Below are 23,481 nucleotides of genomic sequence, written 5' to 3'. Positions count from 1 at the left end.
TGGGAACGATCTATCAACTATGATCGAGCTCTCGTTCCGGAGGGCTTTCGATGACTGATTTACTCACGTCCATTCAAGCCGCACTCGGCTTGCCTCATACCCAGGTCAAGTTCACCTCGAGCGGCACCCTGCCCTCGGCGTTGGCTGTCACCAACCTGGCGTGCGCCAGCATTGCCGCTGCCGGCCAGGCTGTCAGCGAATGGCTCCAGCAACAAACCGGTCGCTTGCCCGCCCTTGAGGTCGACCGCCGCCTGGCCTCTTTCTGGTTCGCCACTTCGATCCGCCCGATAGGCTGGAGCATCCCGCCGCTCTGGGACCCGGTCGCCGGTGACTACGCCACAAAGGATGGCTGGATCCGCCTGCACACCAATGCGCCCCATCACCGCGCCGCTGCCGAAAAAGTGCTCGGCGCCTGTGCCGACCGTGCAGCGATGGCGAGCAAGGTTGCTCAATGGGCCAAAAGTGATCTGGAGCAGGCCGTGGTCGATGCCAGTGGCTGCGCCGCCGAGATGCGTACCTGGGCGCAATGGCAGGCGCATCCCCAAGGCCAGGCGGTGAACGCCGAGCCGCTGATTCAGTTTGCTGACAACAGCCGCCAGAACGCGAAACCATGGCAAGGCTCGGTGGCGCAACCGCTGGCCGGGATCAAGGTACTGGATTTAACCCGAGTGCTCGCCGGCCCGATTGCCAGCCGCTTTCTGGCAGGCCTTGGCGCTGACGTTTTGCGTATCGACCCACCGACCTGGAACGAACCGGGCGTGGTGCCGGAAGTCACCCTGGGCAAACGCTGCGCGCGCCTGAACCTGCACGACAAGATTGATCGCGCGGTGTTCGAAAGCTTGCTCAAGGACGCTGACATTCTGCTTCACGGCTACCGCGCGGACGCACTGGAACGCCTGGGTTACGGCGTCGCCGAACGCCAGAAACTGGTGCCCGGCCTGATCGATGTCAGCCTCAATGCCTACGGTTGGAGCGGCCCGTGGCAGAACCGCCGCGGCTTCGACAGCCTGGTACAAATGAGTAGCGGGATCGCCGAAATCGGCATGCAGTGGAAACACGCGGACAAACCGACGCCATTGCCATTGCAAGCGCTCGATCACGCTACCGGGTATTTGATGGCGGCCAGTACGATTCGATTGTTGGGGCGCGGTGGATCGGCGCGCTTATCGTTGGCGCGTACGGCGAAGTTGCTGATTGAAAACGGCGCGGGGACGGATGAGCCGTTGCGGGCAGAAGATGACAGCGATCAAGGGCTGTTGGTTGAGCAGACGCCCTGGGGACCGGCGCATCGGTTGCAGGTGCCGCTGAAGATTATCGGGACGCCGTTGCAGTGGACACTTCCGGCTTCTGAATTGGGGGCACATCGTGCGCAGTGGTAAACCAGTGATCGTTCCCAAGCTCTGTGTGGGAACGATCATCAATCACCTCGACTCAACGAAGTCCAAAGCACCTGCGCCGCATATCCTCGATAAGGTCTCCAGGTTTCAGCTCGCTGCAACATCTGCCGAGCCGTTACCGGCCCACCTTCAAGCGCCGCCAGTGCATTGATCAACCCCACATCCCCGCTCGGGAACGCGTCCAGATCGCGCAACTGCCGCAAGGCAATGTACTGCGCCGTCCAGTCACCAATCCCGTGCAACGCCAGCAGTCGCGCAACACCGTCCTCCCGATCCGGCTCAAACAATAAAGGATCATCGAGCAAGGCCTGAGCCACACCCGACAGCGTTCGACCACGGCTTTTCGGCATCCCCAACGTGGCCAAATCCACTGACGCCAAAACGGCAGCCTGAGGAAACACATGGGTCACGCCGGGCAGCGATGAAACCATCGGCTGGCCATACTGCGCCACCAGTTTCCCCGCCAATTTAATCGCCGCGCCCACGCTGATCTGCTGCCCCAATACCGCACGAATCGCCAGCTCCAGACCATCCCACGCCCCCGGCACCCGCAACCCCGGACGCTCGGCAATCAACCGCGCCATTAAGGGATCAACCGCCAGATGCCAATGAATCGTTGCCAGGTCCGCATCCAGATCAAACATCCGCCGCAGCCGCGCGACGATCTCCGGCACGGCCGCTGAATCAGGGAAATCCAGCGTCAACTCAAGTGCATCCGCCGCCGTGGGCTTGATCGAAAGTGCGCCATGAACACCGTTCAACCCGATGCTGCGCGAGTAAGCGCCATCGACCACTGCCTCGACCCCGACAATCGCTCGCGCCGACAAGAACCCCAGCATCGCCGACCAGTCGTAGGGCGGCAGGAACTCCAACAGCACCTTCATAACGCCTCCAATTGCCGATGAGACCACGCTGACCAAGATGAACCAAGTTCGCCCGATGCACTGGAAAAGTCGAGATGATCGGTTCACTCTCGGACTCGGCGACACCCGGATTAGCGATCAATAAAAGAAACTTCGAGGGCAGGCTTGAGGTCTGCCCTGAATCAAAGTCTTTTTGAAGGAGAGACGCCAATGGCAACGTTCGAGCCCGGTCACCTGCACATCGAGCGCCACGCGCTGAACAAGGAAGATTACAGTTTCAGCCTGAGTATCGACTATGAAGTCGCCCAGGACCCCAAGGAAGGTCAAGGCATGCTCTTCAAGATGCATGGTTCAGTCGAAGGTAAGGACCTGAAGGAAGAGTTCTTCTTGCCCAAGGATCAGGCATTCGACTTCGCCCGGCATGCCACGCGCATTGCGCAGAAGTACGGAATGCCCAAGGAGGCCAGTATCGGCACGATACATAAGGAGTATGACGCCATGTTTGAAGATGTGCGGGCGCAGCTCGACGTCAAATCCGGAGATCCGGTCAAACCTGAGCATTTGGATCGAATCTGAAGGCTACCCCCTCTCCCCATTGGGGAGCGGGCTGGTGAGGGGTCGATCTGCCCAACAACTCTGCTCTTGATCAACACATTCAAATCGCCCGCCATTCCCCCCCACAAATGCAGCAGTTATTTCCCCACAGTGCCATTAGAATGCCAGCCATCGGGTCACTGTCATCGGAATCGTCATGCCGCTTCGCTCGCCGCTGTATTCGCAACGTTCGTTGGTCCTCACGCTGATCGCGCTGCTGGACGCAGGTTTTCTCGCCACGTCCTTCCTCAGTTACTACGCCTCGCGAGCGTCGATCCGCGACAACATCATCAACACCGAACTGCCGCTGACGTCGGACACGGTCTACTCGGAAATCCAGAAAGACCTCGTCAGACCGATCCTGATTTCCTCGATGATGTCCCGCGACACCTTCATGCGTGACTGGGTGGTAAACGGCGAAAACGACCCCGAGAAAATGACCCGTTACCTCAACGAGGTCATGACCCACTACGGCGCCTACACCGCCTTTTTCGTTTCCAACAGCAGCCTGACCTACTACCACGCCAAAGGCGTACTCAAGCAAATCAAAGCCACTGAGCCCCGCGATGCGTGGTATTTCCGCGTACGCGACATGGCCGATCCCTACGAGATCAACGTCGATCCGGACATGGCCAACCAGGACAACCTGACCTTCTTCATCAACTACAAGGTCTACGACTACAACAACCGCTTCATCGGCGCGGCGGGCGTCGGTCTGACAGTCGATGCGGTGACCAAGCTGATTGACAAGTACCAGCAGCGTTATCAACGCAGCGTGTTTTTCGTCGACAACTTCGGGCGCCTGGTGCTTACGGGCGCCGAGGGTGGCCCGGAAGGCGCGCGGATCGGGCAGACCCTCGGCGAGCTCGACAGCATGAAGGGCCTCGTCAGCCAACTGCCCAAACCTCACAGCGGCAGCTACGAATATTCCGTCCAGGGCCAGGGACATTTCCTCAATGTGCGTTTCATTCCGGAGTTGAACTGGTACTTGTTCGTCGACAAACGCGAAGACGGCGCCCTCAGTGAAATCCGCCAGTCGCTGTACCTCAACCTGTTGATCTGCCTGATTGTCACGCTGATTGTGTTGATCCTGCTCAACCGGGTGATTAAGCGCTATCAGGGCAAGATCCAGGCCCAGGCGATCCTCGACAGCCTGACCGAGTTACCGAACCGTCGCGGATTCGACTTGCTGGCGGCGCAAGCCATGCACGAAGCCCAGCGCGAGCCCAAACCACTGACCGCGATCCTGCTGGATCTGGACCATTTCAAGGCCTTGAACGACACCTACGGCCACCTTGCCGGCGATCAGGTGCTGATCGGTTTCGCTCGGGATCTGGAGAGCTGTCTGCGACACTCCGACATTATTTGCCGCTGGGGCGGTGAGGAATTCATCGTGCTACTCAAGGACACTGACGGTGAGACCGGTCTGATGATCGCCGAGAAAATTCGTCAGCATGTCGAGCAACAGCGTTATGCCTACAACGATAAGGCCTTGCAGCTGACCGTGAGCATCGGCCTTACCACCCTGCAGACCGATGACACCTTGCACACGCTGCTCTCGAGGGCTGATCATGCGATGTACCGGGCCAAGCAAGCCGGCCGTAACCGCACCTGCGTGGAAATGCCTCACTCCAGTTATGCATAACCCTAAATGAGCAAGCCTGACCTCTGCCCAGCGTGCGGCGCCTCCAACGACTGTACGCTGGCCGACCCGCGAACCGCCGATCGAGCCTGCTGGTGCTACGGCGTCAGCATCGATCCGGCAGTGCTCGAAGCGCTGCCGGCCGGCCTGCGCGACACATCCTGTTTGTGCCCCGGCTGCGCTCGGGTCGAGTCGCAGTTAAAAGCACCTGCCCGGCCGATCACGTAAGATGCGCAGCCTTTTTCCACCGACCTCTAGCCATGCGTGTTGACCGTTTCCTCAGCAACCTGCCGCGCTTCAACCGTAAGCAGGTGCGTCTGTTGCTGGTGGAAAAGCGCGTCAGGATCGACGGAAAAATCGTCAGTGACCCCCACGCCGAAGTACGCGAGTTCAGCCGTGTCGACGTCGATGACGAGGTGCTGCAAGTCGGCAAACCGGTGCGTCACTTCATGTTGCACAAGCCAGCCGGCTGCGTCAGCGCCACCCGTGATCCGGAGCACCCGACCGTACTCGACCTGATCCATGAGCCGGACAAGGATGAGCTGCACATCGCCGGTCGGCTGGATTTCAACACCACCGGTCTGATGCTGATCACCAACGACGGCAGCTGGTCGCGACGCCTGACCCAACCGCAGACCAAACTGCCCAAGGTTTATTACGTCGAGACCGAGCAGGACATTGGTCCGGAGTATGCTGTCGCGTTCACCGAGGGGCTGTACTTCGCCTTCGAGGATCTCACCACCCAACCCGCCGAACTGGTGCTACTCGGGGCAAAATCGGCGCGGCTGAGCATTGTCGAAGGCAGGTATCACCAGGTGAAGCGGATGTTCGGCCATTTCGACAACAAGGTGCTGCGCCTGCACCGCGAAAGCATGGGCCCGCTGGTACTCGACAGTGCGCTGAAACCGGGCGAGTACCGCGCATTACGCACCGAAGAGATTCAATTGATCTAAGCAGGCGACCGCTCAGCAGACGTTGTCGAACAATTTGCCAAAGATACTTGCGCGATGACGTGACCCCTGCTTGAATCAGGACGTCGGCCGAAATGTGACCGATGAGTCACAATATACTTCTAAGAAACTTCTTGCCGGCAGTGAACCCTCAGGTTCCGCCTTCCCCCGGCAGACTGCCCGCCAATAACAATACCCGTCGACCGTCTGCAATGGATCGACATGGGCCTCTCAAATTCCAGGCGTATGCCTACCTGTCACAAAGCTTGTGCAATCTGATTTGCACGCATACCCGCTTGCCAGGAGTCTTATGACATGAGGCCAGAAATCGCTGTGCTGGATATACAGGGTCAGTATCGGGTTTACACGGAGTTCTATCGCGCAGACGCCGCAGAGAAGACCATTATTTTGGTCAACGGCTCGATGGCCACGACTGCGTCGTTTGCACAAACCGTGAAAAATCTCCACCCGCAGTTCAATGTGGTTTGCTACGACCAGCCCTACGCGGGCAAGTCCAAAGCCCACAACCTGCATGAGAAAATGCTGTCCAAGGAAGTCGAAGGGCAGATCCTCCTGGAGCTGATCGACCACTTTGGCGCCGAACACGTGCTGTCGTTTTCCTGGGGTGGCGCCGCAACCCTGGTCGCCCTGGCCCACCAGCCACGGCGAATCGAAAAAGCCGTGATCAGTTCGTTCTCCCCGGAAATCAACGCGCACATGCTCGACTACCTAGAGCGCGGTGTCGATTACCTCGGCAGCCGGGACGGGGACCGGGTCGGCAACCTGGTGAACAGCACCATCGGCAAACACCTGCCGACACTGTTCAAGCGCTTCAACTATCGGCACGTCAGTTCCCTGGCCGAGCATGAATACGGGCAGATGCATTACCACATCAGCGACCTGCTCAACAGCGATCGCCAGTGTTTTCTGAAAGCCGCGGAGAAAATCAACGTGCCGGTGCTGTTCATGAACGGCGAATGGGACGAGTACACCGCTGCCGACGGCGCTCAGTTGTTCGCCAACCATGTGCAACACGCCACCTTCACCACCCTGCAGGCCACCGGGCACTTTCTCGACATGGAGCACAAAGCGGCTTGCCGAGACAGCCGCAACGCATTGCTGGGCTTTCTGAAACCTTCGCGACACGAAAGCCGACCGCGTTACCACTACATGCAGGACCAACATGCATTGGCCATCTGAAACAGAGTCATCGCGAGCAAGCCCCGCCCTGTAGGAGCAAGGCTTGCCCGCGAATGACCGTCACGCGGTCACTGCATGTGTTTCACTCGGCGATAAAGCATCGCGCACAAAGAAAAACTTCATTTCCACGGCCACATCTGGTACAACGTCAGCCGCTCTGAGCGGGTGTCGTATAATGGCATTACTCCAGCTTCCCAAGCTGATAACGAGGGTTCGATTCCCTTCACCCGCTCCAATCGAATTTTGGTCTCACGTTGAGGTGGTTTTGACGGGGGATGTAAATACAAAAAAAACCGGTCCAAAGTGGCCGGTTTTTTTATGCCTGAAAATCGAGTTACGCGAACACTTGGGGGTGGCAAAACCCCGCAATACAGAAAACGCTCATTTGAGGTAATCCCTCGAACCCTCTCCTCACGTCCCCCTAGACTCGTTTCCACCATCGGTGCCCGAGAAGGTCCAGTGGTTATAGTGTTGATCATATAAATTCAGTGGGTATAGTAACCACCTAAGCACACCACAGGGAGGTGATGTGAATAGCCGATTTCTGATAAGCCAAATCGTTGCGGATGGCTGGTACCTGGTCTTCAGGGGCAGTCATTATCACTTTAAGCATCCGATCAAACCGGGGCTGGTGACAGTTCCTCATCCGAAAAAGGATCTGCTCAAAAAAACGGCCATGAGTATTTTGCAACAGGCGCTGCTCTGACGATCTCAATGCGCGGCGCCCCAGGAGGACAATGAACATGCTTTACCCAATTGCAATTTCAATGGGCGATAACGAACACGCTTGGGGAGTGGAAGTACCGGATATTCCGGGATGCTACTCTGCCGGTGACGATCTGGATGATGCGATGGCCATGGCTCGCGAAGCCATTGAGGGTCATTTCGAAATTCTGGCCGAAGACGGTTCGCCGATTCCACCCGCGAACAAAGTCACTCTGCATGCGGCCAATTCGCAGTACGCAGGTTGTACATGGGCAGTGGTGGACATCGATATTACCAAGTACCTGGGCAAAGCCCAGAAGCTGAACATCACACTGCCGGGCTACCTGCTCAACCGCATTGACGAATACGTACTGCACCATCCGGAAGAGAAAAGCCGTTCGGGTTTTCTGGCCTCGGCAGCACTTAAGGTGTTGCAGCAGAGCTGATGACCTTGTTTCAGAGAGGTATCTACCGGCCCGGAGTGGCCGGCTTTTTTGTGGGCGGGATTTGGTGAAACGTTGATTCTTCCCCTGTGACCAGCCGTTCACCGCCTATCAAATTAAGTGTCTATAGCCCATTCTTCTGGGCTCCGAGCGAAGCCGGCTTCCAGATAGGCAACGTCCTACACGACTCTGGGAATTGTCCGTACACTTGCGCATTGCTGTGCCTTTGTCACGAGGCCTATAGTCCGGTCCACGCCCAAATGGCGTATCGGGTTTGGCGACTCGATGACAACGACCCAGAAGCCTCGGAGTTTTTCGTAGCTTTTCTGACTGCACTTTGCTGCGCTTTTTTGGTGGCTGTGCGTGGGAGACCTTCGGGTCTGCCGGTTTTACCGTTGTCCGGTTCGCCAACCCGCGTACAGCTACCACCCTTTTGTTTGGCGACGATTGAGTGGTAGGTCTTTCACCTACTAACGGTAATCACTCATGAACGAATATATGGCTTTAACCAGCAACGCCGACGACCTTCCCTCGCTGTATGTAAATACCACCCAACCGCTGCATTCACTGCTGAGCACTGCCCGCTACAGAATTGGCGCGGTAACGCAGATCCTGGAAAACCTCGCAATGTGCGGCGACATCACCACCGATTCGGTGATTCTCAGCGACTTCGCAATGCTCTGCTGCATTCCCTTGCGCGATGGCTGCGATGTGCTGGACGTCATCGCTCGTCGCATGGATGCGAAATAGTTCTGACGTGATTCGGGATTGCCCCTTTCGGGGCGTCCTCAATTTGTAGCAGCTGGCGAAGCCTGCGTTCGGCTGCGCAGCAGTCGTAAACCCTGTACGCGCGGACCTCCTGAAGCACCACATCGCCTCATTTCACGTCTGCTTCGCAGCCGAACGCAGGCTTCGCCAGCTGCTACAAAAAGTGTGTGTTGCCTGCAATTTTCCAATCGACCGCACATCAGGTGCTGCCCGTGAACGATCTCAACAGAGCCCCCAAAATATGACTCAAAACATCTACGACGAACCAGAATTTTTCCAGGGCTACAGCCAAATAGCCCGCTCCATTGGCGGCCTCGACGCAGCACCGGAATGGCCTGCGCTCAAAGCAATGCTGCCATCAATGAAAGGCCTGAAGGTCGTAGACCTCGGCTGCGGTTACGGCTGGTTCTGCCGCTGGGCCAGTAATCAAGGTGCCGATAGCGTGCTCGGCCTGGATGTCTCGGAAAAAATGCTGGAGCAGGCACACAACACTACGTCGGCGACGAATATCCAATACGCCCGTGCCGATCTGGAACAACTCGCCTTACCCGCAGCCAGTTTCGACCTCGCCTATAGCTCTCTGGCGCTGCACTACATCAAGGATCTCCCAGGACTGTTCGCCAAAATCCACGCGGCACTTAAACCCGGTTCACGCTTCGTATTTTCGATCGAACACCCGATCTTCATGGCCCCGCGCAATCCGGGTTGGCTGATTGACAGCGAAGGTAACAAGCGCTGGCCGGTGGACAGTTATCAACTGGAAGGAGAGCGTGTGACCAACTGGTTGGCCGAAGGCGTGATCAAGCAGCACCGAACCATCGGCACCTTGCTCAATGCGCTGATTGGCGCAGGTTTCAGGATCCAGCATGTCAACGAATGGGGACCGACCGATGCAGAAATGGCGGCGCAACCGGCCCTGGCTGAAGAACGGGAGCGACCGATGATGATGCTGGTCAGTGTTCAGTGCTGAGTGCCACTTCTGGTACTCGTATATTTTTCGTATAGATCCCCGAAATCCGGTAAAGAAGCAGTAGCGCTGCGTCGGGCCTGACCACAGATACTTTATTCTGCCGGCTCACCTCCCACCTAGAGATCAACATGGACAATTCAGAGTTGGGGATCATGATCATTTCGATGATTGGGTTGTTCGGCTTTGCTTCGTTTATTTTTGAGTACTTGAGTGCCAAGCAAAGGGACAGATAACGTTCAACGTGATCCGTCCCTTTTTGCACTAACGGGTCGCGACGATAAACAACCGCGGGAATGGCAATAGCACCGAACCATCGCTCAGGGCGGGATACGCCTGCTCGATTGCGGCTTGGTACTGCTTGAGGTATTGCGCTTTTTCCGCATCATTCAGCGGTTCGAGAAATGGCAGCAAGCCGCTCCCCTTGAACCACTCGACCACACCGGATGCGCCGCCCGCGAGGGGGTGATGGTAAGTGGTGCGCCACACGTCGACTCGCGCACAGCGCGGTCGCAGCATCGAGTAGTAATCGCTGGCGCTCGCCATTTCCGTGCGTTGCCCGGCGGCGTCCGCCAATTTACTGGCCCACGGCCCATCGGCAGCGACTTCGCGCATCAGCCGATGGGACGGCTCGTTGAGATTGTCGGGCATCTGAATGGCCAGGCTGCCGCCCTGGGTCAGTCGGGCGGCCAGCGAAGGCAGTAACGTCGCGTGATCGGGCACCCACTGCAACACCGCGTTGGCGAAGATCACATCGAACGGACCCGGATCGTTCCAGGTATCGATGTCAGCCGTGTCGAATTGCACCCGCGGCAAGCGCTTGCGGGCTACGGCGATCATATCGGTCGAACTGTCCAGGCCACGCACCGTGGCATCGGCGAAGCGCTCAACCAGCAACTCGGTCGAATTGCCGGGGCCGCAACCGATGTCGATTGCCGAGCGCGCTTCCACAGCAGGTATCGCGGCCAGCAGGTCACGCGCGGGGCGTGTGCGTTCATCTTCAAAAGCGACGTATTGTTTGGCGGACCAACTCATTGCGTTCTCCTGTCGGTGCGTTGTCATGGGCAGGGCAGATAACGGTTCGCTACGATACGCCGACCGATGTGCTCTGCCCTATCCGACCTATGGCGAATGATGTCAATTGACCCAACCCCCTCGTTGCCAATACCAGCCATTATTACGTGGCTCTTAGTGCGGATGTACAACTGGCGCCGACATAACAATGAGAGCGGTTTTAATCGCCAAAATCGTGTGAAATCATAACTAAACCGATCGTTCGTCGAACCAGCATATAAGCGATTTTGACAGCATGAAAATGGCATCTATAGTCCAATCGCGGCCAGTCGGATGGAACCCGACCCATTAATTTTCACGCAGGGAGCAAGGCCAGCTCATACCCGTGACAGGTGGGTTCCGCCCGTAGTGTTTTCGCAACGGCCGCAAGGCAAGCAAGCGTTGTTGTGCCTGGAAAGATGCCAGGCGTTCACTATGAAAATGGAGCGTTACTATGTCTCAAGTCACGGATGTACTTGTTTCCATCGACACTGAAACCATTCTGAAAAACTACCCAAACTTCAGCAAGAATCTTGCGCGCCAACGCTGATCGACGTCAATCATGTGTACATGGTGACCAATCAGAACAACGTGGTCAGCGGCCAGGCCGGCGGCGAACTTAACTTGAGAGCCCAGGTAGGCGACTTGATTCGCTGGCAAATAATGTGCTGCTGATCGTCGATGCCGAATCGCTGCTTTCACGTTATCCGCAGCTCAGTCTAGAGCCGCAAAAACCGACCGAGATTGCGCAGGGATTTGTCTTTGCCATCAGTGGCACCCAAACCAAACAAAGTACAACTAATGACAGCTTAATGATGTTTACCGCCAACAACGGTATGAATTTTCACATCCGTGGCAGAACCGTCAGCCTGCTCGCCGAACACAGCGTGGTGTTCTACGAGATGTCTGTCGGTAAAGCCGGGGTACTTTCACCGCCAGAACTGGTGGTACACGCAAACCTGACGGTCCCCGCTCCCGACCCCGCAAACCCGACCCAACCGGGCAGCCACACGGCCGATGATCATTATTGGCACTGCAAGCAGCTCTCCGCAGGGGTTGAGGCGTGCGTTCTGAATTTCATGCTGATCAATAAAAACTGCGAGCCGTTGGGATACTTCAGTTGGGCGGTGGAAGTGCAGCTGGTGGAGTGAACAGAAATCCAAAAAAAACCGACCTCATGGGTCGGTTTTTCTTCGCCTGTCAGTAAACGTGGCTAGTCGTAATACCCAACAGTCTTCTTCAAGTGATCCGAGTATTCGTAGATATCGTCTATCGAATTTATTGCGTGCCGGGTTTCATTCTTCTCTTCATCAAATATGCCGATGTATTTCTGTGAACGATTGAAGTGCAGACGGCAGATTGGTTTACGGTTGTTATCGTCGAGCAGAATGCCGAAATAACTCTGTGTGTCACGCTGAACAATCCGCTTTGCATCGACAACTGACCGAACCACGGCACGGACGATGTGATATCCCTCCAGCTCTTCCAAGGTTGTCAGAACCTTGTCATCAGACTCGTCCCGAACATCCGACTGCTCAGTACCACCGGAAGAAACCGGCAATGAGGCCAACGCTGGTTGAATCGCACCGCTCATGGCCGACTTGAGCCTGTCGTTGATTTGGTCGTTGAGAAACTGCACCACCGCTTTTCTCGTTAGCTCATGGAATTGCTCACGGACCTTCTGAGTAATCACCCCGTCATATACACGTGAAGCGAACACTTTCACAAAGTCGTCATCAGGTTTGCTGACTTGTGAAGCAATGACCTTTTTGATTTGGCTGACGTACTTCAGCTCACCTGCGGCGCTGATGATCGAATCCACATCGAACGCAGATTTGGTGAGCTTTACCAATTCGGGGACGGAATACTCGTCGATATCCAGAAGGTCGAGCTCAAGAAAGGGTTTCTCGTCCATCTTGTTGGGCGCATCCAGGTCAGTGAAAAACCTGTAGACCTGGCCGTTGGTAAGGATGGAGATTCGGGCGCTGGTGACATGGAAGTAACGAAACAACTGGGAGGCATGATTGATGTGCAGCGGCTCGCCTATTTTTTTACACTCGATGAGGATCTGAACCTCTCCGCCCTTCATGATTGCGTAGTCAATTTTTTCTCCCTTCTTCGTTCCAATATCGCAGACGAACTCCGGGGTCACTTCGGTCGGATCGAAGACATCGTAGCCCAGTACCGTGCTGATAAAAGGCATCACAAAAGCGTTCTTGGTCGCCTCTTCCGTTTGAATTGCAGCGCTCTGCAAACGAACTTTGGCGGCTAAGCTTGATAACTTTTCGAAGAATTCCATGAGTGGCCTCTTATCTGGTTTCGATCCGTGATATTGCATGCTGGCAAATTGACTGCCATTGATACTAGTCACAAACCTTCACAAAGAAAGATTCCTGGCAAAGAATCAGAAAACAATGAGCGCGCCTCGCAAATTGGGACGTCGACCACTCAACAATCCGCGTTCACGACCACTACTTATCTCCCTTCTCCTGCATCTGCACTGAAGACTTGGAGCCATCAGTGTTGTCCTTGGTTTCGTTATCAGAATTGTCGAAGCAGCCTTGCAACGCGAACAGGCAGCAGCAAAGGCAAAGGGTACGGGCTAGGTTCATGTCGTTCTCCGGAGTCTGGGGGTCTGAATGTAGTGACCCACGTCTTGGTGAGTTGGTTGCGCCGGATTGCGCCCGGCGCGATGAGCGTGGATGGTCCCGACAGAAAAGCCGATCAGGATGAATGATTAAATGTAAGCAGAATTTTCATCATGCCCGCGCTGTCACAAATTCAGACGCATCCCTATAAGGAACATGGCAATGAAATTCGCAAAAGTCGCTCAGAAACTGGCCCTGTGGGCGGGCAGCCCCAAGACGTTCATAGGGGCGATTGTTCTGATTTTCCTGTGGGGCCTGAGCGGGCCTGTTTTTCACTTCAACGACACTTGGCAGCTGATCATCAATACTTCGACCACCATCATCACGTTCCTGATGGTGTTCCTGATCCAGAACACTCAGAACCGCGACACGGACATTTTGCACTTGAAGGTCGATGAGTTACTGCGGGTGACGAAGGAGGCGCAGAACGCGATGCTGGGGCTCGAATCGCTGGATCTGAAACAGTTGGAAGCGCTGAGAAAGCAGTATCGGCAACTTGGCGAGGGCGAAACGATTTCACTGGACGGTACCGTCGCCCAGGCCACCAAGAAGCAGGATCTGAATCAGAGTTGATCCAGGATTCGCGGGGGACCAGGTCACCCGCGCACCGGACAACTATCGGCTAGCTTGCAACGCCCTGGCCATTTGCAGGTGGTTCTGCAGTTTGGGCAGGGTTTCCTCGGCAAAGGCTTTGATTTCAGGCACGTCGGTGGTCTGAGCTTCCTGTTGAAGCTGTTCGATGGCTTCCTGGGTGGTTTTCACCTGACTGGTCGCGTAGGCCTGGTCGAAGCTCGCGCCGTCCTTCACTTGCGGCATCAAGGCTTTGGCTTTATCGACGACCTCTTCGCGCGGTGCCACCGGCAAATCGAGTTGCTTGGCGATTTTCGCCAGATGCTGGTTAGCGGTGGTGCGGTCATTGATGACGACGATGGTGTAGTCCTTGACCTCTTTGGATTCGGTTTTCTGGTGCGCCAGGCGGCTGGCTTCGATATCGGCCATGCCTTTGGCCGACACATCGTTGATGAATTCGGCGGGGGACTGGGCAAAGGCACTGCTGGCACACAGGCCCAGTAACGTGGCAAAACTGGCATTGCGTAATCGGGTGGCCATCCGGCTCATGGTCGCGCCCTCCTCGTAAAAAATTCAAACGGGAGCTTACGCTCCCGCCTCTCAATCAAAACTACCTCCACCACTACTTCGACTTCTGATCACCTTTGCGGCCCATATCTGGTTTCGCAGGGTCTTTATCGACAGTCGTGGTGGTAGTTTTCCCACCTTTGCGACCGGCTTCAGACGCCTTCGTTCGATCGTTGGGGGTGTTTCCCGAGTTCGAGTTTCTTGAATTAGGCATGATTCTCTACCTCTTGGTAATGATCGCGGCGAGCAGGAGCCCGCATAAGATCAGAATTTCAATGTCCAAAAAGGTTTAGAAAACCTGGCATCGCCGCGACGAACGGTGACGAAGCTCAGACCCCGGTGCGCAGGTGATGCTGGCGTTTGGCGGTGTACATCGCCTCGTCGGCGTGTCGGAACAACTGCTTCTCTTCGGTGCCGTGGTCGGGGTATCGCGCAACGCCGATGCTCGTCTGGATGATGAGGCTGTGGCCATCCAGGCGCAGGGGTTGAGCCAGGACTTGAAGGATTTTACCCGCCACGCTGTCGGCGTCTTCCGAAGCGTGGATGCTGTGCAACAACACCACAAACTCATCACCGCCGATGCGCGCCACCGTGTCGGTTTCGCGCACGCAGCCTTTGAGTCGATTGGCGACCGCTTGCAGCAGCATGTCGCCCACCGCATGGCCGTGGGTGTCGTTAACTTCTTTGAAGCGGTCGAGATCGACGTACAGCAACGCCATTCGGCCGCTGTCCGCCCGGGCCAGGGCCAGCGAAGCTTTGAGCCGGTCACGGAGCAATTCGCGATTGGGCAGCTGGGTCAGTTGATCGTATTGCGCCATGCGCTGCAGTCGGGCATGCAATTGCTTGCGTTCGATGGCGGTCGCGACCTGGGCGCACACGTATTGCAGCAACTCCTTGTCCTGTTCGGTGTAGCGCTCGCCACCGGGCACGCTTTTAACGATCAGCGCACCGATGGTGCCGTTTTGTGAACTCAACGGCACGCCCAGCCAGCAGGGAGAATGCTGGCTCGCGACCAGCGCCGCAAACCCTTCCGGCAAGTTGTCCTGATCCGGGGTCAGCAGAATCGGCTGGCCACTGCGAATCACCTCGGCGCAGAGACGTCCCGTGATAGTCCCAGGCTGCTCGGGTTGCAGCTCATTGTCATCGACGTGATAGGGGAAGTTCAGCTGCTCGCAGTGTTCGTCATACAGCGCCACGGAGAAATTCAGTGCCGGCAGCCATTCACCGATAATCAAATGGACGCGCTTGAACAGCGCCAGCAAATCTTCCGCCGCGTGGGCGGCTTCGGAGATCGCATACAGCGCCGCTTGTCGAGACTCGGCCTGCTTGCGCTCGGTGATGTCGCGTGCCACGGCGATGCGCAATTGGTCGACCTCCGACCAGCGTGCCGACCAGAGGATGTGCACCACTCGGCCATCCTTGCGCAGGTAGCGGTTTTCGAAATTGAGCTTGGGTTCGCCGCCCATGATCTCTCGCGCGGCGTCGAGGGTGCGCTGACGATCGGCGGGATGCACCAAGTCGATCATCGGCTGGCCGATCAGCTCTTCGGGGGTATACCCGAAAATACGCTCGCAGGCCGCGCTGACAAATACGAAGCGACCTTGTGTGTCGACCGCACAGACGGCGTCCAGCAAGAGATCGATATAACTCGCCGACGGTGCGGAATTTCTGGTTGCCATGGTGCAGGGCGCATGTCCGAACAGTGCAGCATTAAAAACCATCCCTGACCGGTCATACGCCCGTGCGATGACGTTGCAACTGACGCTTCCCTGCGATCAGTTTCAAGCCTTGTTCGCCACCAGTCCCGGCAATGCATGCGCCAGGGCGTTGATGGCGAAACCGATAAACATCACCCCACACAGCCGGGTGATCAACAGCTCATGGCGCTGGTACACATTGCGCACCTGTCGCGCTCCGACAATAGCAATGAGGATAGCGTAGGCCATGAGGCCACCGACGAAGCTCAGGACAATCAACCACGGCAGCATCGACCAATGAAGCAATTCGGCACGGCTGGACAGCAGCGCAGTGAACGTCGCCACCGCCACGGGGTATGCCTTTGGATTGGTCAGGCCAAACAGAATGCCGTGCCAGAACGGCTGCCGCGCCGCCCCCTGTGGCGCCTCGACAATGCTGCGACGAGCGCGAACCGCGCGCAGGCCGAGCCAGAACAGATACAGCCCGCTGAACACGCCAAGCACATCGAACGCGGTACTGCCGATTTCCCGCGCACCGACAATCGCGATCAGCGCAGTGCTGCACCAGACCACATCTCCCAGCAAATGCCCGCAGAGAAACCCCGCCCCTGCCCTCCGACCACGCGCCGCACCGATGCCGAACACCGCTAACACACCCGGCCCCGGCGTGATGCCGTAGATAAAGCCCGAGGCGAGAACGGCCATTAGCAGCGATGGGGTCATGGGGGAGTCCTGTTGAGCTTGGGCGAATGCACGCAAGTCTATCTCAGGTCTCCGGCGATCGACTTACTGATCGTCGAAGAGCTTCATGCCCGCATACGGACGCTCGCGACAGGCTGCCAGCCGAGACGCCAGGTCACCGATGTGGGCTTCGAGTTTGTGGCCGTCCGGGTCGAGAAAATAGAAGGACGCGCCTTCGCTACGGTTGTCGCGCCATTCCTGCACGTTGGCCGATTGCAGGCGTTCGACGAACAAGGGGAAATCCGCTGCGCTGACGGTGAAGGCGTAGTGGGTGTAATCGGCGGCAGGCTTAGAGCTGCGCAGCGGATCAACAGACAGACAAAGCCACAAACCCGACAGTGAAAGATAGGCGCCGGTGTCCCAAGAGGCTTCGAGGCGCAACTGCAACAGATCTTGATAGAACGCCACGCTGGGGTTCAGGTCGGTGACGGCAAGGGTCAGGTGGTTGAGGCCGGTGAGCATGTTGTTGGTAACCTTTGAGTTCTTCAGGCACGACGTAATGTTTGCCATCGTAGCTCAGCGTAATCTGTGTTTTTTTCAGATCTATCCCCGGCTCGGAGTGTCCGTTCAACCAATTGTTACAACAGACGAATGGAGGTAGCGTCCTCCCCTGCACGACGATGTAGTATGTTGTATTACAAACCACTACATCGAGACCGTCATGTCCGTCATGTCTTTACGTCTGCCAGACGAAATCGCCGATACCCTCGCCAATCTTTCCAAGGCCACTGGCCGCAGCAAGTCATTTCTTGCCGTGGATGCGTTACGTGAATACCTAGCACGGGAAGCCTGGCAAATCGAAGAAATTCAAAAAGCTCTGAAGGAAGCAGACGCAGGAGACTTCGCGACACCTGAGGAAGTGAAAGCAATCTCCGATAAGTGGACTGCCAATGCGCGTTGAGTGGTTGCGTACCGCATTAAAAAATCTCGATGACGAAGCTGCTTATATAGCAATTGAGAATCCGGAAGCCGCAGCGGACTTCGTCCAAGCCATCCTTGCCAGCGTCGATCACCTTGCACGCTTCCCGGCAACCGGCCGTGAAGGCCGCCTGCCCGGCACTCGAGAATGGGTCTTGCCAGACCGACCTTATCTAATTCCCTATCGAGTTCGCCAAGGACGCCTGCAGGTACTAAGGGTCTTCCATACCAGACGTCTTCCGCCCACCAGTTGGCAAACACTACAAAATCAGGGCTGGATAGAACGTCATCCGTGCCTAATCCCCTCCCCAATCCGCCCATTCAACCAGTTCAACGCCTGATCCCCGCCCCGCCGCTTGTGCCAAACCAACACAAATGTAAACGACGGGATATGAAACGGCGGCGGAACAACAATCAACGACCGCTCATCAATCTCGCGCAGCCCACGTGAAGCAACGGTAAGAATCAGGTCCGTGCCGCTGATGAATTCCGGGGCGACGCTCCAGTGCGGCAGGCTGATCGCGACTCGGCGGCGTTCACGCAGTGCGGTCAAGGCTCGTTCGATTTCCGGGGTGCCGCTGCCGCGCATTTCCAGCAGAACGTGTGGCCGCGCGAGGTAGGTCGGCAGGTCGAGGACACCATCGGCGGGCAAGCTGTTGCGGTCCACCAGACAGGCGTAGTGCTCTTCGAACAGCGGGGTGCTGCGCAATTCGTTCGGCAGCTCTGGAAAGACGCCTGCCGCCATGTCGATGTCGCCGTTGAGCACAGCATCGAGCATGCCTTCGCGGCTGGCGTGGCTGATTTGCAGGTCGATGCCCGGTGCTTCCCGGCGCAAGGTCCGTATCAACCTCGGCAGGACGATGGCAGCGCCATAGTCGGACATCGCCAGGCGGAAGGTGCGCTTGGCGGTGGCCGGATCGAAAGTATTCGGTGCCAGCAGCGATTGCACCTGAGCCAGGGCTTCGGCCAAAGGCGCCATCAACTCCAGGGCTCGCGGTGTGGGTACGAGGCTGGCGCCCGCCCGCACCAACAAAGGATCGCCGAGCAGATCACGTAGTCGCGCCAAGGCATGACTGACGGCCGGCTGACTCAGGTGCAAACGCTCGGCGGCACGGGTCACGTGTTGCTCGCTGAGCAGGGCGTCGAGAATCACCAACAAGTTGAGGTCGATGCGCCGAAGATCATTCATCTGATGCATGTTCTGGATAGCAATTTGGAATTTAAATCTGCGCGACGAATACTCTAGAGTCCAGAAAAACCTGTTGGAGAATGATCATGAGTACGTTGCATTGGGCTGGGCTGTTGCTGCTGGCCGTGATTGCTGGGGCGGTGGTGCCTTTTCAAAGCGCGATCAACGCCAATCTCACGCGTGGGTTGGGTCATCCGTTATGGGCGACGCTCGCGTCGTTATTGGTGAGTATCGTGGTGGTGTTGCCGATTATGTTGGCGATGCGATTGCCGCTGCCATCACTGGCGTTCATCACCAAGGCGCCGCTGTGGATGTGGGCTGGTGGTGCGTTCGGGGTGTGTTTTATCTCGTTGGCGCTGATGCTGCTGCCCAAGCTTGGGGCGTCGGGCTTTATTGCTTTGGCGCTGGCGGGACAGGTGGTGGCTTCGCTGGTGCTGGATCACTTCGGATTGTTTGGCTTGATGGAACGGCAAATGACGTTGCCGCGGGTGTTTGGGGCGGTGTTGTTGATTGCCGGTGTGCTGTTGGTTCAGTTCGGTGATATGCCGGCCAAAGCGGTGATCGCGACATCCTGATCGTTCCCATGCTCTGCGTGGGAATGCCTCTAGGGACGCTCCGCGTCCAGTGACGCGGAGCGTCACGGGCTGCATTCCCACGCAGAGCATGGGAACGATCAAACCAGATCAAAAAATTGCAGGCTGCACCAACTCCTACAAGGATGCGTGGTCCATGCAGGGGCTGGCGTAGCCTGCGATTTTTTAAAACTTGTCGAGCGTGCGCAGCTTCTGCGGCAACCCCCACATCAGCAGCGCAACGGCGATCAGCGCAGCGACGCCAATGACATACAGCGCCGGCGTGGTGCTGCCCGTCAGGTCCTTGATTCGCCCGACCATGACCGGGCTGACAATGCCGCCGAACTGGCCGAGGGTGTTGATCACCGCGATCCCACCGGCAGCCCCTGCGCCGGCACCGGCCAGCAGTTTTGGCGGCAAGGTCCAGAAGCTCGGGATGGACGCGATGATCCCGGCACCGAGCAAGCCCAGCGCGACAATCAGGAAAGTCGTGTGGTTAGCGAAGATTCCCGCACAGAAGAACCCCACCGCGCCCACCGCGACTAACCCTGCGACAAACTTGCGCCGTTCACCGGTCGAATCGGACAACCGCCCGATCACCACCATGCTGATGGCGCCGCAGATGTAAGGGATGGCGGTCAGCAAACCAATCATCACCGGGCTCTCGGTGCCGGCGCTGCGAATCAGTTGCGGGGCCCAGAAGTTCAAGCCGTAGGACGCCACTTGAATCAGGAAATAGATCAGCCCCAGGGTCAGGAAACCCGGAATCCGCAGCGCGGCGAGCAATGAGCCGCCACTCTTGTGCGGTTCATGGTGAGCGATACGGCTGGCTAGTAACGTCTTCTCCGACGGCGTCAGCCAATGGGCGTCTTCGATGCGGTCCTTGAGCAACGTCAGCACCAGCAAGCCAAGGCCGATGCAAGGCACGCCGCCCAGCAGAAACAGCCAGTGCCAGCCGCGCATATCCATAAAGCCGTCGAGGTGTTGCAACACCAGCCCGGAGAACGGTGCGCCAACCAGTCCGGCAAACGCCGATGACAGAAACAACATCGACGTGATCCGCCCGCGATAGTGCTGCGGGAACCACAGCGTCAGGTAATACAGAACACCCGGCGCAAAACCCGCCTCCATTGCGCCGATGACGAAGCGCAGGGCGTAGAACTGCCATTCGCTGTTGACGAAGACCATGAGGGCGGTGGCGACTCCCCAGGACATCATGATCCGGGCGATCCAGCGCCGGGCGCCGACCTTGTAGAGCATCATGTTGCTCGGCACTTCGAAGATCACATAGCCGACCACGAACAGCCCGGCGCCGAGGCCGTAAGCGGTGTCGCTCAGGCTCAGGTCGGTCTGCAGCTGGAACTTGGCAAAGCTGATGTTGATGCGGTCGAAAAACGCGAACAGGTAGCAGACCATGATCAACGGCATCAGGCGCCAGGCGACTTTGCTGACCAGGGCTTTTTCTTCGTCGTGGCTAACGGACGGGCTCGCGCCCGCCTCCAGTACATTAAGGCTCATGATGTTTCTCCAGGCGGACTTCCCGTGGGTGTCCGATTGTTTTTGTTGTCTGGTTGAGATGCTGCTTTCTGTAGGAGCGAGCGATGCGGCGATCCGACTTGCCCGCGAAGGCGGTTTGCCATTCAGCATTGATGGAGACTGACACACCGCCTTCGCGGGCAAGCCTCGCTCCTACAAGGGTTATTCGGTGTGTTTAAGAAGGTGTCGGGTGCAGATCGCAATTGCGTCCAGCCTTGGCCAACTGACCGGGCACTTCGTGGCCGAGCAGCGCCGGCAACCCTCGGGATAGCTTCAGCAACAGCGGCACATCAATGCCGGTATGAATGCCGATTTCATCGCACAGGTTGACCAAGTCTTCGGTGCAAATATTGCCCGAGGCACCCGGCGCAAACGGGCAACCGCCGAGCCCGCCCAGTGCCGCGTCGAAGCGTCGGGCACCGGCCTCGTAGGCGGCCAGTACGTTACACAGACCGAGCCCGCGAGTGTTGTGGAAATGCAGGGTCAGATCAGCGGGCGAAACTCGCTGCAAGACCCGCCGCACCAGACGATCAACCTGCCGCGGATTGGCCATGCCGGTGGTGTCGGCCAGGGTAATGCCCTGGATCCCGAGTTCCTGATAAGCCTCGACGATTTGCAGCACGCGATCCTCATCGATCTTGCCTTCAAACGGGCAGCCAAAGGTGGTGGCGATGCTGCCGTTGAGGCGCACCTTCGTCCCGGAAACGTATTGCACTATCTCGCCGAACGCGGCCAATGACGCTTCGCAACGCATGCGCATATTCGCCAGGTTGTGGGTCTGGCTGGCGGACATCACCAGATTCAGCTCGTCGGCCCTGGTCGCCAGTGCCCGTTGCGCGCCTTTCAGGTTGGGGATCAACGCGACGTAGATCACCCCCGGTTGCCGGGTGATGCCCTTGAACACCAGTTCACCATCGCGCAGCGCCGGTATCGCCTTGGGGGAAACGAACGAGCCTGCTTCGATGCGGCTGAAACCGGCCAGCGACAGCTGATCGATCAAGGCAATCTTGTCGACGGTTTCGACCCAAGTGGGCTCGATCTGCAAGCCGTCGCGGGGGGAGACTTCCTGAACAATCAGGGTCTCGGAAAAAGCAGTGATCATTGCACCACCCCTTCAGCTTTCAGCCGTTCGATGTCCAATCTCGTGAGGCCAAGCCCCGCGAGGATGCCGTCGGTGTGCTGGCCCAACGTAGGTCCGGACCAGTTCACACCACCGGGGGTTTCGGAGAGTTTCGGCACGATGCCCGGCATCTTCACCGTGGTGCCGCCGGGCAGGTCGGCGTTGAGCAGCATGTCCCGCGCCTGATAGTGCGGATCGGCGACGATGTCGGCCACCGAATAAATGCGCCCGGCCGGTACTTCGGCAGCTTCCAGCGCCGACAACACCTCGTCGATCGGCAGGCTGCTGGTCCAGTGAGTGATTGCCGCATCGAGCACGTTGCTCTTGGCGGCACGACCGTCGTTGTGGGCAAATTCCGGCGCATCGGCCAGATCACGGCGACCGATGGCTTCCATCAAACGCTTGTAGATCGGGTCGCTGTTGCCGGCGATCACAACGTAGGCGCCATCGGCCGTCAGGTACGTATTGGACGGCGCGATGCCCGGCAAGGCTCCGCCGCTGCGTTCACGAACATGACCCAGCATGTCGTATTCCGGCACCAGGCTTTCCATGACGTTGAACACACTTTCAGCCAGGGACACATCGACGACTTGCCCGCCGCCCTGCCCGGTCTTGACCCGCAGCAGCGACATCAAGGCACCGATCACCGCGTGCAACGAAGCCAGGGAATCGCCGAGGCTGACGCCAACCCGCGCCGGCGGTGAACCGGGGGTGCCGGTGGTGTAACGGATCCCGCCCATGGCCTCGCCGATAGCGCCGAAGCCCGGACGATCGCGGTACGGGCCGGTCTGGCCGTAACCGGAAATGCGCACCAGCGTCAGGTTGGGATTGAGGGCGTGCAACACGTCCCAGCCCAGACCGAGTTTCTCCAGGGCGCCGGGGCGCAGGTTTTCGATCAGCACGTCGGCGCTGGTCGCCAGTTGCTTGACCAGTTCAATGCCTTCGGGTGATTTGAGATTCAGTGCGAGGGACTTCTTGTTTCGCGATTGCAGGTACCACCACAGCGACGTGCCTTCGTGCAGCTTGCGCCATTTGCGCAGCGGGTCGCCCTGACCCATGGCTTCGATCTTGATCACTTCGGCGCCGAACTCGGCGAGCATGCGCGCGGCGAACGGCGCAGCGATCAGCGTGCCGATCTCGATCACTTTGATTGCACTTAAAGGGGCAGTCATCGCGGGGTACCTCATGTCGTTCTTGGAATATGAGCCAAGGCTAGAGGACCACGGGGCCAGGAATCCAACCTTCAGTTGGCAACGAACGTTCGCGAAACGCGAACGCCATGGAAAATACCGACCTTGAGGCCGCCTTCGCGGGCAAGCCTCGCTCAGGGGTTTTGTGTAC

Annotated in this window: 26 protein-coding genes, 1 tRNA gene and 2 pseudogenes; 17 read left to right on the top strand and 12 right to left on the bottom strand. The window is 57.7% G+C overall.

Features of this window, described 5'->3' with window-relative positions:
- Window positions 1-50: 50 nt before the first annotated feature.
- Window positions 51-1,379 carry a CoA transferase gene (locus tag ACYZT0_RS03360; protein ID WP_462044622.1) on the top strand — a complete coding sequence of 443 codons (1,329 nt, stop codon included), beginning with the start codon at window positions 51-53 and terminating at the stop codon, window positions 1,377-1,379.
- Window positions 1,380-1,417: 38 nt separating this feature from the next.
- Here the strand turns inward: ACYZT0_RS03360 and ACYZT0_RS03355 are convergent, their stop codons facing one another.
- Complete coding sequence (locus ACYZT0_RS03355) at window positions 1,418-2,281, bottom strand: DNA-3-methyladenine glycosylase family protein (RefSeq protein ID WP_462044621.1); 864 nt, start codon at window positions 2,279-2,281, stop codon at window positions 1,418-1,420.
- A gap of 189 nt (window positions 2,282-2,470) precedes the next feature.
- Here ACYZT0_RS03355 and ACYZT0_RS03350 point away from each other — a divergent pair, with 189 nt between their 5' ends.
- The 10 genes from ACYZT0_RS03350 (at window position 2,471) to ACYZT0_RS03305 (ending at window position 9,532) form a co-directional block, all read left to right on the top strand.
- Window positions 2,471-2,836 carry a DUF5064 family protein gene (locus tag ACYZT0_RS03350; RefSeq protein WP_462044620.1) on the top strand — a complete coding sequence of 122 codons (366 nt, stop codon included), beginning with the start codon at window positions 2,471-2,473 and terminating at the stop codon, window positions 2,834-2,836.
- Between the two features lie 175 nt (window positions 2,837-3,011).
- Window positions 3,012-4,499, top strand: coding sequence for a sensor domain-containing diguanylate cyclase (locus tag ACYZT0_RS03345; protein ID WP_462044619.1), 1,488 nt, complete (start codon window positions 3,012-3,014; stop codon window positions 4,497-4,499).
- A gap of 6 nt (window positions 4,500-4,505) precedes the next feature.
- Window positions 4,506-4,724, top strand: a complete 219-nt coding sequence (locus ACYZT0_RS03340) for a cysteine-rich CWC family protein (protein ID WP_462044618.1) — start codon at window positions 4,506-4,508, stop codon at window positions 4,722-4,724.
- A gap of 32 nt (window positions 4,725-4,756) precedes the next feature.
- Window positions 4,757-5,449, top strand: a complete 693-nt coding sequence (locus ACYZT0_RS03335) for a pseudouridine synthase (protein ID WP_462044617.1) — start codon at window positions 4,757-4,759, stop codon at window positions 5,447-5,449.
- 312 nt (window positions 5,450-5,761) lie between these two features.
- A complete protein-coding gene (locus ACYZT0_RS03330; RefSeq protein ID WP_462044616.1) occupies window positions 5,762-6,646 on the top strand; it encodes an alpha/beta fold hydrolase in 885 nt (294 codons plus the stop codon).
- 161 nt (window positions 6,647-6,807) lie between these two features.
- Window positions 6,808-6,881, top strand: a tRNA-Gly gene (locus ACYZT0_RS03325).
- 294 nt (window positions 6,882-7,175) lie between these two features.
- Window positions 7,176-7,352, top strand: coding sequence for a type II toxin-antitoxin system HicA family toxin (locus tag ACYZT0_RS03320; RefSeq protein ID WP_462044615.1), 177 nt, complete (start codon window positions 7,176-7,178; stop codon window positions 7,350-7,352).
- 37 nt (window positions 7,353-7,389) lie between these two features.
- Window positions 7,390-7,797 carry a type II toxin-antitoxin system HicB family antitoxin gene (locus ACYZT0_RS03315; protein WP_462038633.1) on the top strand — a complete coding sequence of 136 codons (408 nt, stop codon included), beginning with the start codon at window positions 7,390-7,392 and terminating at the stop codon, window positions 7,795-7,797.
- 483 nt (window positions 7,798-8,280) lie between these two features.
- On the top strand, window positions 8,281-8,544 hold the full coding sequence (locus ACYZT0_RS03310) for a short-chain dehydrogenase (protein WP_462044614.1): 264 nt from the start codon (window positions 8,281-8,283) through the stop codon (window positions 8,542-8,544).
- A gap of 259 nt (window positions 8,545-8,803) precedes the next feature.
- On the top strand, window positions 8,804-9,532 hold the full coding sequence (locus ACYZT0_RS03305; protein WP_462044613.1) for a class I SAM-dependent methyltransferase: 729 nt from the start codon (window positions 8,804-8,806) through the stop codon (window positions 9,530-9,532).
- A gap of 261 nt (window positions 9,533-9,793) precedes the next feature.
- Here the strand turns inward: ACYZT0_RS03305 and tam are convergent, their stop codons facing one another.
- On the bottom strand, window positions 9,794-10,564 hold the full coding sequence (gene tam, locus ACYZT0_RS03300) for a trans-aconitate 2-methyltransferase (protein WP_462044612.1): 771 nt from the start codon (window positions 10,562-10,564) through the stop codon (window positions 9,794-9,796).
- A 472-nt stretch (window positions 10,565-11,036) separates the two neighbouring features.
- Between tam and ACYZT0_RS03295 the strand changes: the two are divergent.
- Both ACYZT0_RS03295 and ACYZT0_RS03290 read left to right on the top strand, forming a co-directional pair.
- Window positions 11,037-11,242 (top strand): annotated as a pseudogene (locus ACYZT0_RS03295) (AidA/PixA family protein); the annotation flags it as partial.
- 5 nt (window positions 11,243-11,247) lie between these two features.
- Window positions 11,248-11,733 carry an AidA/PixA family protein gene (locus ACYZT0_RS03290; protein ID WP_462044611.1) on the top strand — a complete coding sequence of 162 codons (486 nt, stop codon included), beginning with the start codon at window positions 11,248-11,250 and terminating at the stop codon, window positions 11,731-11,733.
- Between the two features lie 62 nt (window positions 11,734-11,795).
- Here the strand turns inward: ACYZT0_RS03290 and ACYZT0_RS03285 are convergent, their stop codons facing one another.
- Complete coding sequence (locus ACYZT0_RS03285; protein ID WP_462044610.1) at window positions 11,796-12,881, bottom strand: type I restriction endonuclease; 1,086 nt, start codon at window positions 12,879-12,881, stop codon at window positions 11,796-11,798.
- A 511-nt stretch (window positions 12,882-13,392) separates the two neighbouring features.
- On the opposite strand from ACYZT0_RS03285, the gene ACYZT0_RS03280 reads away from it, so the two are divergent.
- Window positions 13,393-13,803: a low affinity iron permease family protein gene (locus ACYZT0_RS03280; protein WP_462044609.1), complete on the top strand. Its 411-nt coding sequence runs from the start codon at window positions 13,393-13,395 to the stop codon at window positions 13,801-13,803.
- Between the two features lie 42 nt (window positions 13,804-13,845).
- Here the strand turns inward: ACYZT0_RS03280 and ACYZT0_RS03275 are convergent, their stop codons facing one another.
- The 5 genes from ACYZT0_RS03275 to fos all read right to left on the bottom strand — a co-directional run bounded on the left by ACYZT0_RS03275 (window position 13,846) and on the right by fos (window position 17,267).
- On the bottom strand, window positions 13,846-14,349 hold the full coding sequence (locus ACYZT0_RS03275; protein WP_462044608.1) for a DUF4142 domain-containing protein: 504 nt from the start codon (window positions 14,347-14,349) through the stop codon (window positions 13,846-13,848).
- 73 nt (window positions 14,350-14,422) lie between these two features.
- Window positions 14,423-14,581 (bottom strand): stress protein, encoded by a 159-nt coding sequence (locus tag ACYZT0_RS03270; RefSeq protein WP_462044607.1) that lies wholly within the window; start codon window positions 14,579-14,581, stop codon window positions 14,423-14,425.
- Between the two features lie 115 nt (window positions 14,582-14,696).
- Entirely contained in the window at window positions 14,697-16,046 is a 1,350-nt protein-coding gene (locus ACYZT0_RS03265; RefSeq protein ID WP_462044606.1) for a sensor domain-containing protein, read from the bottom strand.
- Window positions 16,047-16,148: 102 nt separating this feature from the next.
- Complete coding sequence (locus ACYZT0_RS03260; RefSeq protein WP_462044605.1) at window positions 16,149-16,787, bottom strand: LysE family translocator; 639 nt, start codon at window positions 16,785-16,787, stop codon at window positions 16,149-16,151.
- Window positions 16,788-16,850: 63 nt separating this feature from the next.
- Entirely contained in the window at window positions 16,851-17,267 is a 417-nt protein-coding gene (gene fos, locus ACYZT0_RS03255; RefSeq protein WP_462046498.1) for a fosfomycin resistance glutathione transferase, read from the bottom strand.
- Window positions 17,268-17,466: 199 nt separating this feature from the next.
- Between fos and ACYZT0_RS03250 the strand changes: the two genes are divergently transcribed.
- Both ACYZT0_RS03250 and ACYZT0_RS03245 read left to right on the top strand, forming a co-directional pair.
- Window positions 17,467-17,706 carry a CopG family ribbon-helix-helix protein gene (locus ACYZT0_RS03250; RefSeq protein WP_462044604.1) on the top strand — a complete coding sequence of 80 codons (240 nt, stop codon included), beginning with the start codon at window positions 17,467-17,469 and terminating at the stop codon, window positions 17,704-17,706.
- Window positions 17,696-17,977 (top strand): annotated as a pseudogene (locus ACYZT0_RS03245) (type II toxin-antitoxin system RelE/ParE family toxin); the annotation flags it as partial. The gene ACYZT0_RS03250 and the pseudogene ACYZT0_RS03245, both read left to right, overlap by 11 nt.
- Window positions 17,978-18,009: 32 nt before the next feature.
- Here the strand turns inward: ACYZT0_RS03245 and ACYZT0_RS03240 are convergent.
- Entirely contained in the window at window positions 18,010-18,921 is a 912-nt protein-coding gene (locus ACYZT0_RS03240; protein WP_462044603.1) for a LysR substrate-binding domain-containing protein, read from the bottom strand.
- Between the two features lie 77 nt (window positions 18,922-18,998).
- Between ACYZT0_RS03240 and ACYZT0_RS03235 the strand changes: the two genes are divergently transcribed.
- Entirely contained in the window at window positions 18,999-19,487 is a 489-nt protein-coding gene (locus ACYZT0_RS03235; RefSeq protein WP_462044602.1) for a DMT family transporter, read from the top strand.
- A gap of 183 nt (window positions 19,488-19,670) precedes the next feature.
- Here the strand turns inward: ACYZT0_RS03235 and ACYZT0_RS03230 are convergent, their stop codons facing one another.
- The 3 genes from ACYZT0_RS03230 to ACYZT0_RS03220 form a co-directional block, all read right to left on the bottom strand.
- Window positions 19,671-21,002, bottom strand: a complete 1,332-nt coding sequence (locus ACYZT0_RS03230) for an MFS transporter (RefSeq protein WP_462044601.1) — start codon at window positions 21,000-21,002, stop codon at window positions 19,671-19,673.
- A 193-nt stretch (window positions 21,003-21,195) separates the two neighbouring features.
- Complete coding sequence (locus ACYZT0_RS03225; protein WP_462044600.1) at window positions 21,196-22,122, bottom strand: hydroxymethylglutaryl-CoA lyase; 927 nt, start codon at window positions 22,120-22,122, stop codon at window positions 21,196-21,198.
- Window positions 22,119-23,312 carry a CaiB/BaiF CoA transferase family protein gene (locus ACYZT0_RS03220; RefSeq protein ID WP_462044599.1) on the bottom strand — a complete coding sequence of 398 codons (1,194 nt, stop codon included), beginning with the start codon at window positions 23,310-23,312 and terminating at the stop codon, window positions 22,119-22,121. The genes ACYZT0_RS03225 and ACYZT0_RS03220 overlap by 4 nt, the downstream gene beginning before the upstream one ends.
- Between the last annotated feature and the right edge of the window lie 169 nt (window positions 23,313-23,481).

The organism is Pseudomonas sp. ZS1P83, from assembly GCF_054897825.1.
The sequence above is the reverse complement of the archived record's forward strand: the minus strand, read 5'-3'. Positions and strand labels throughout refer to the sequence as shown.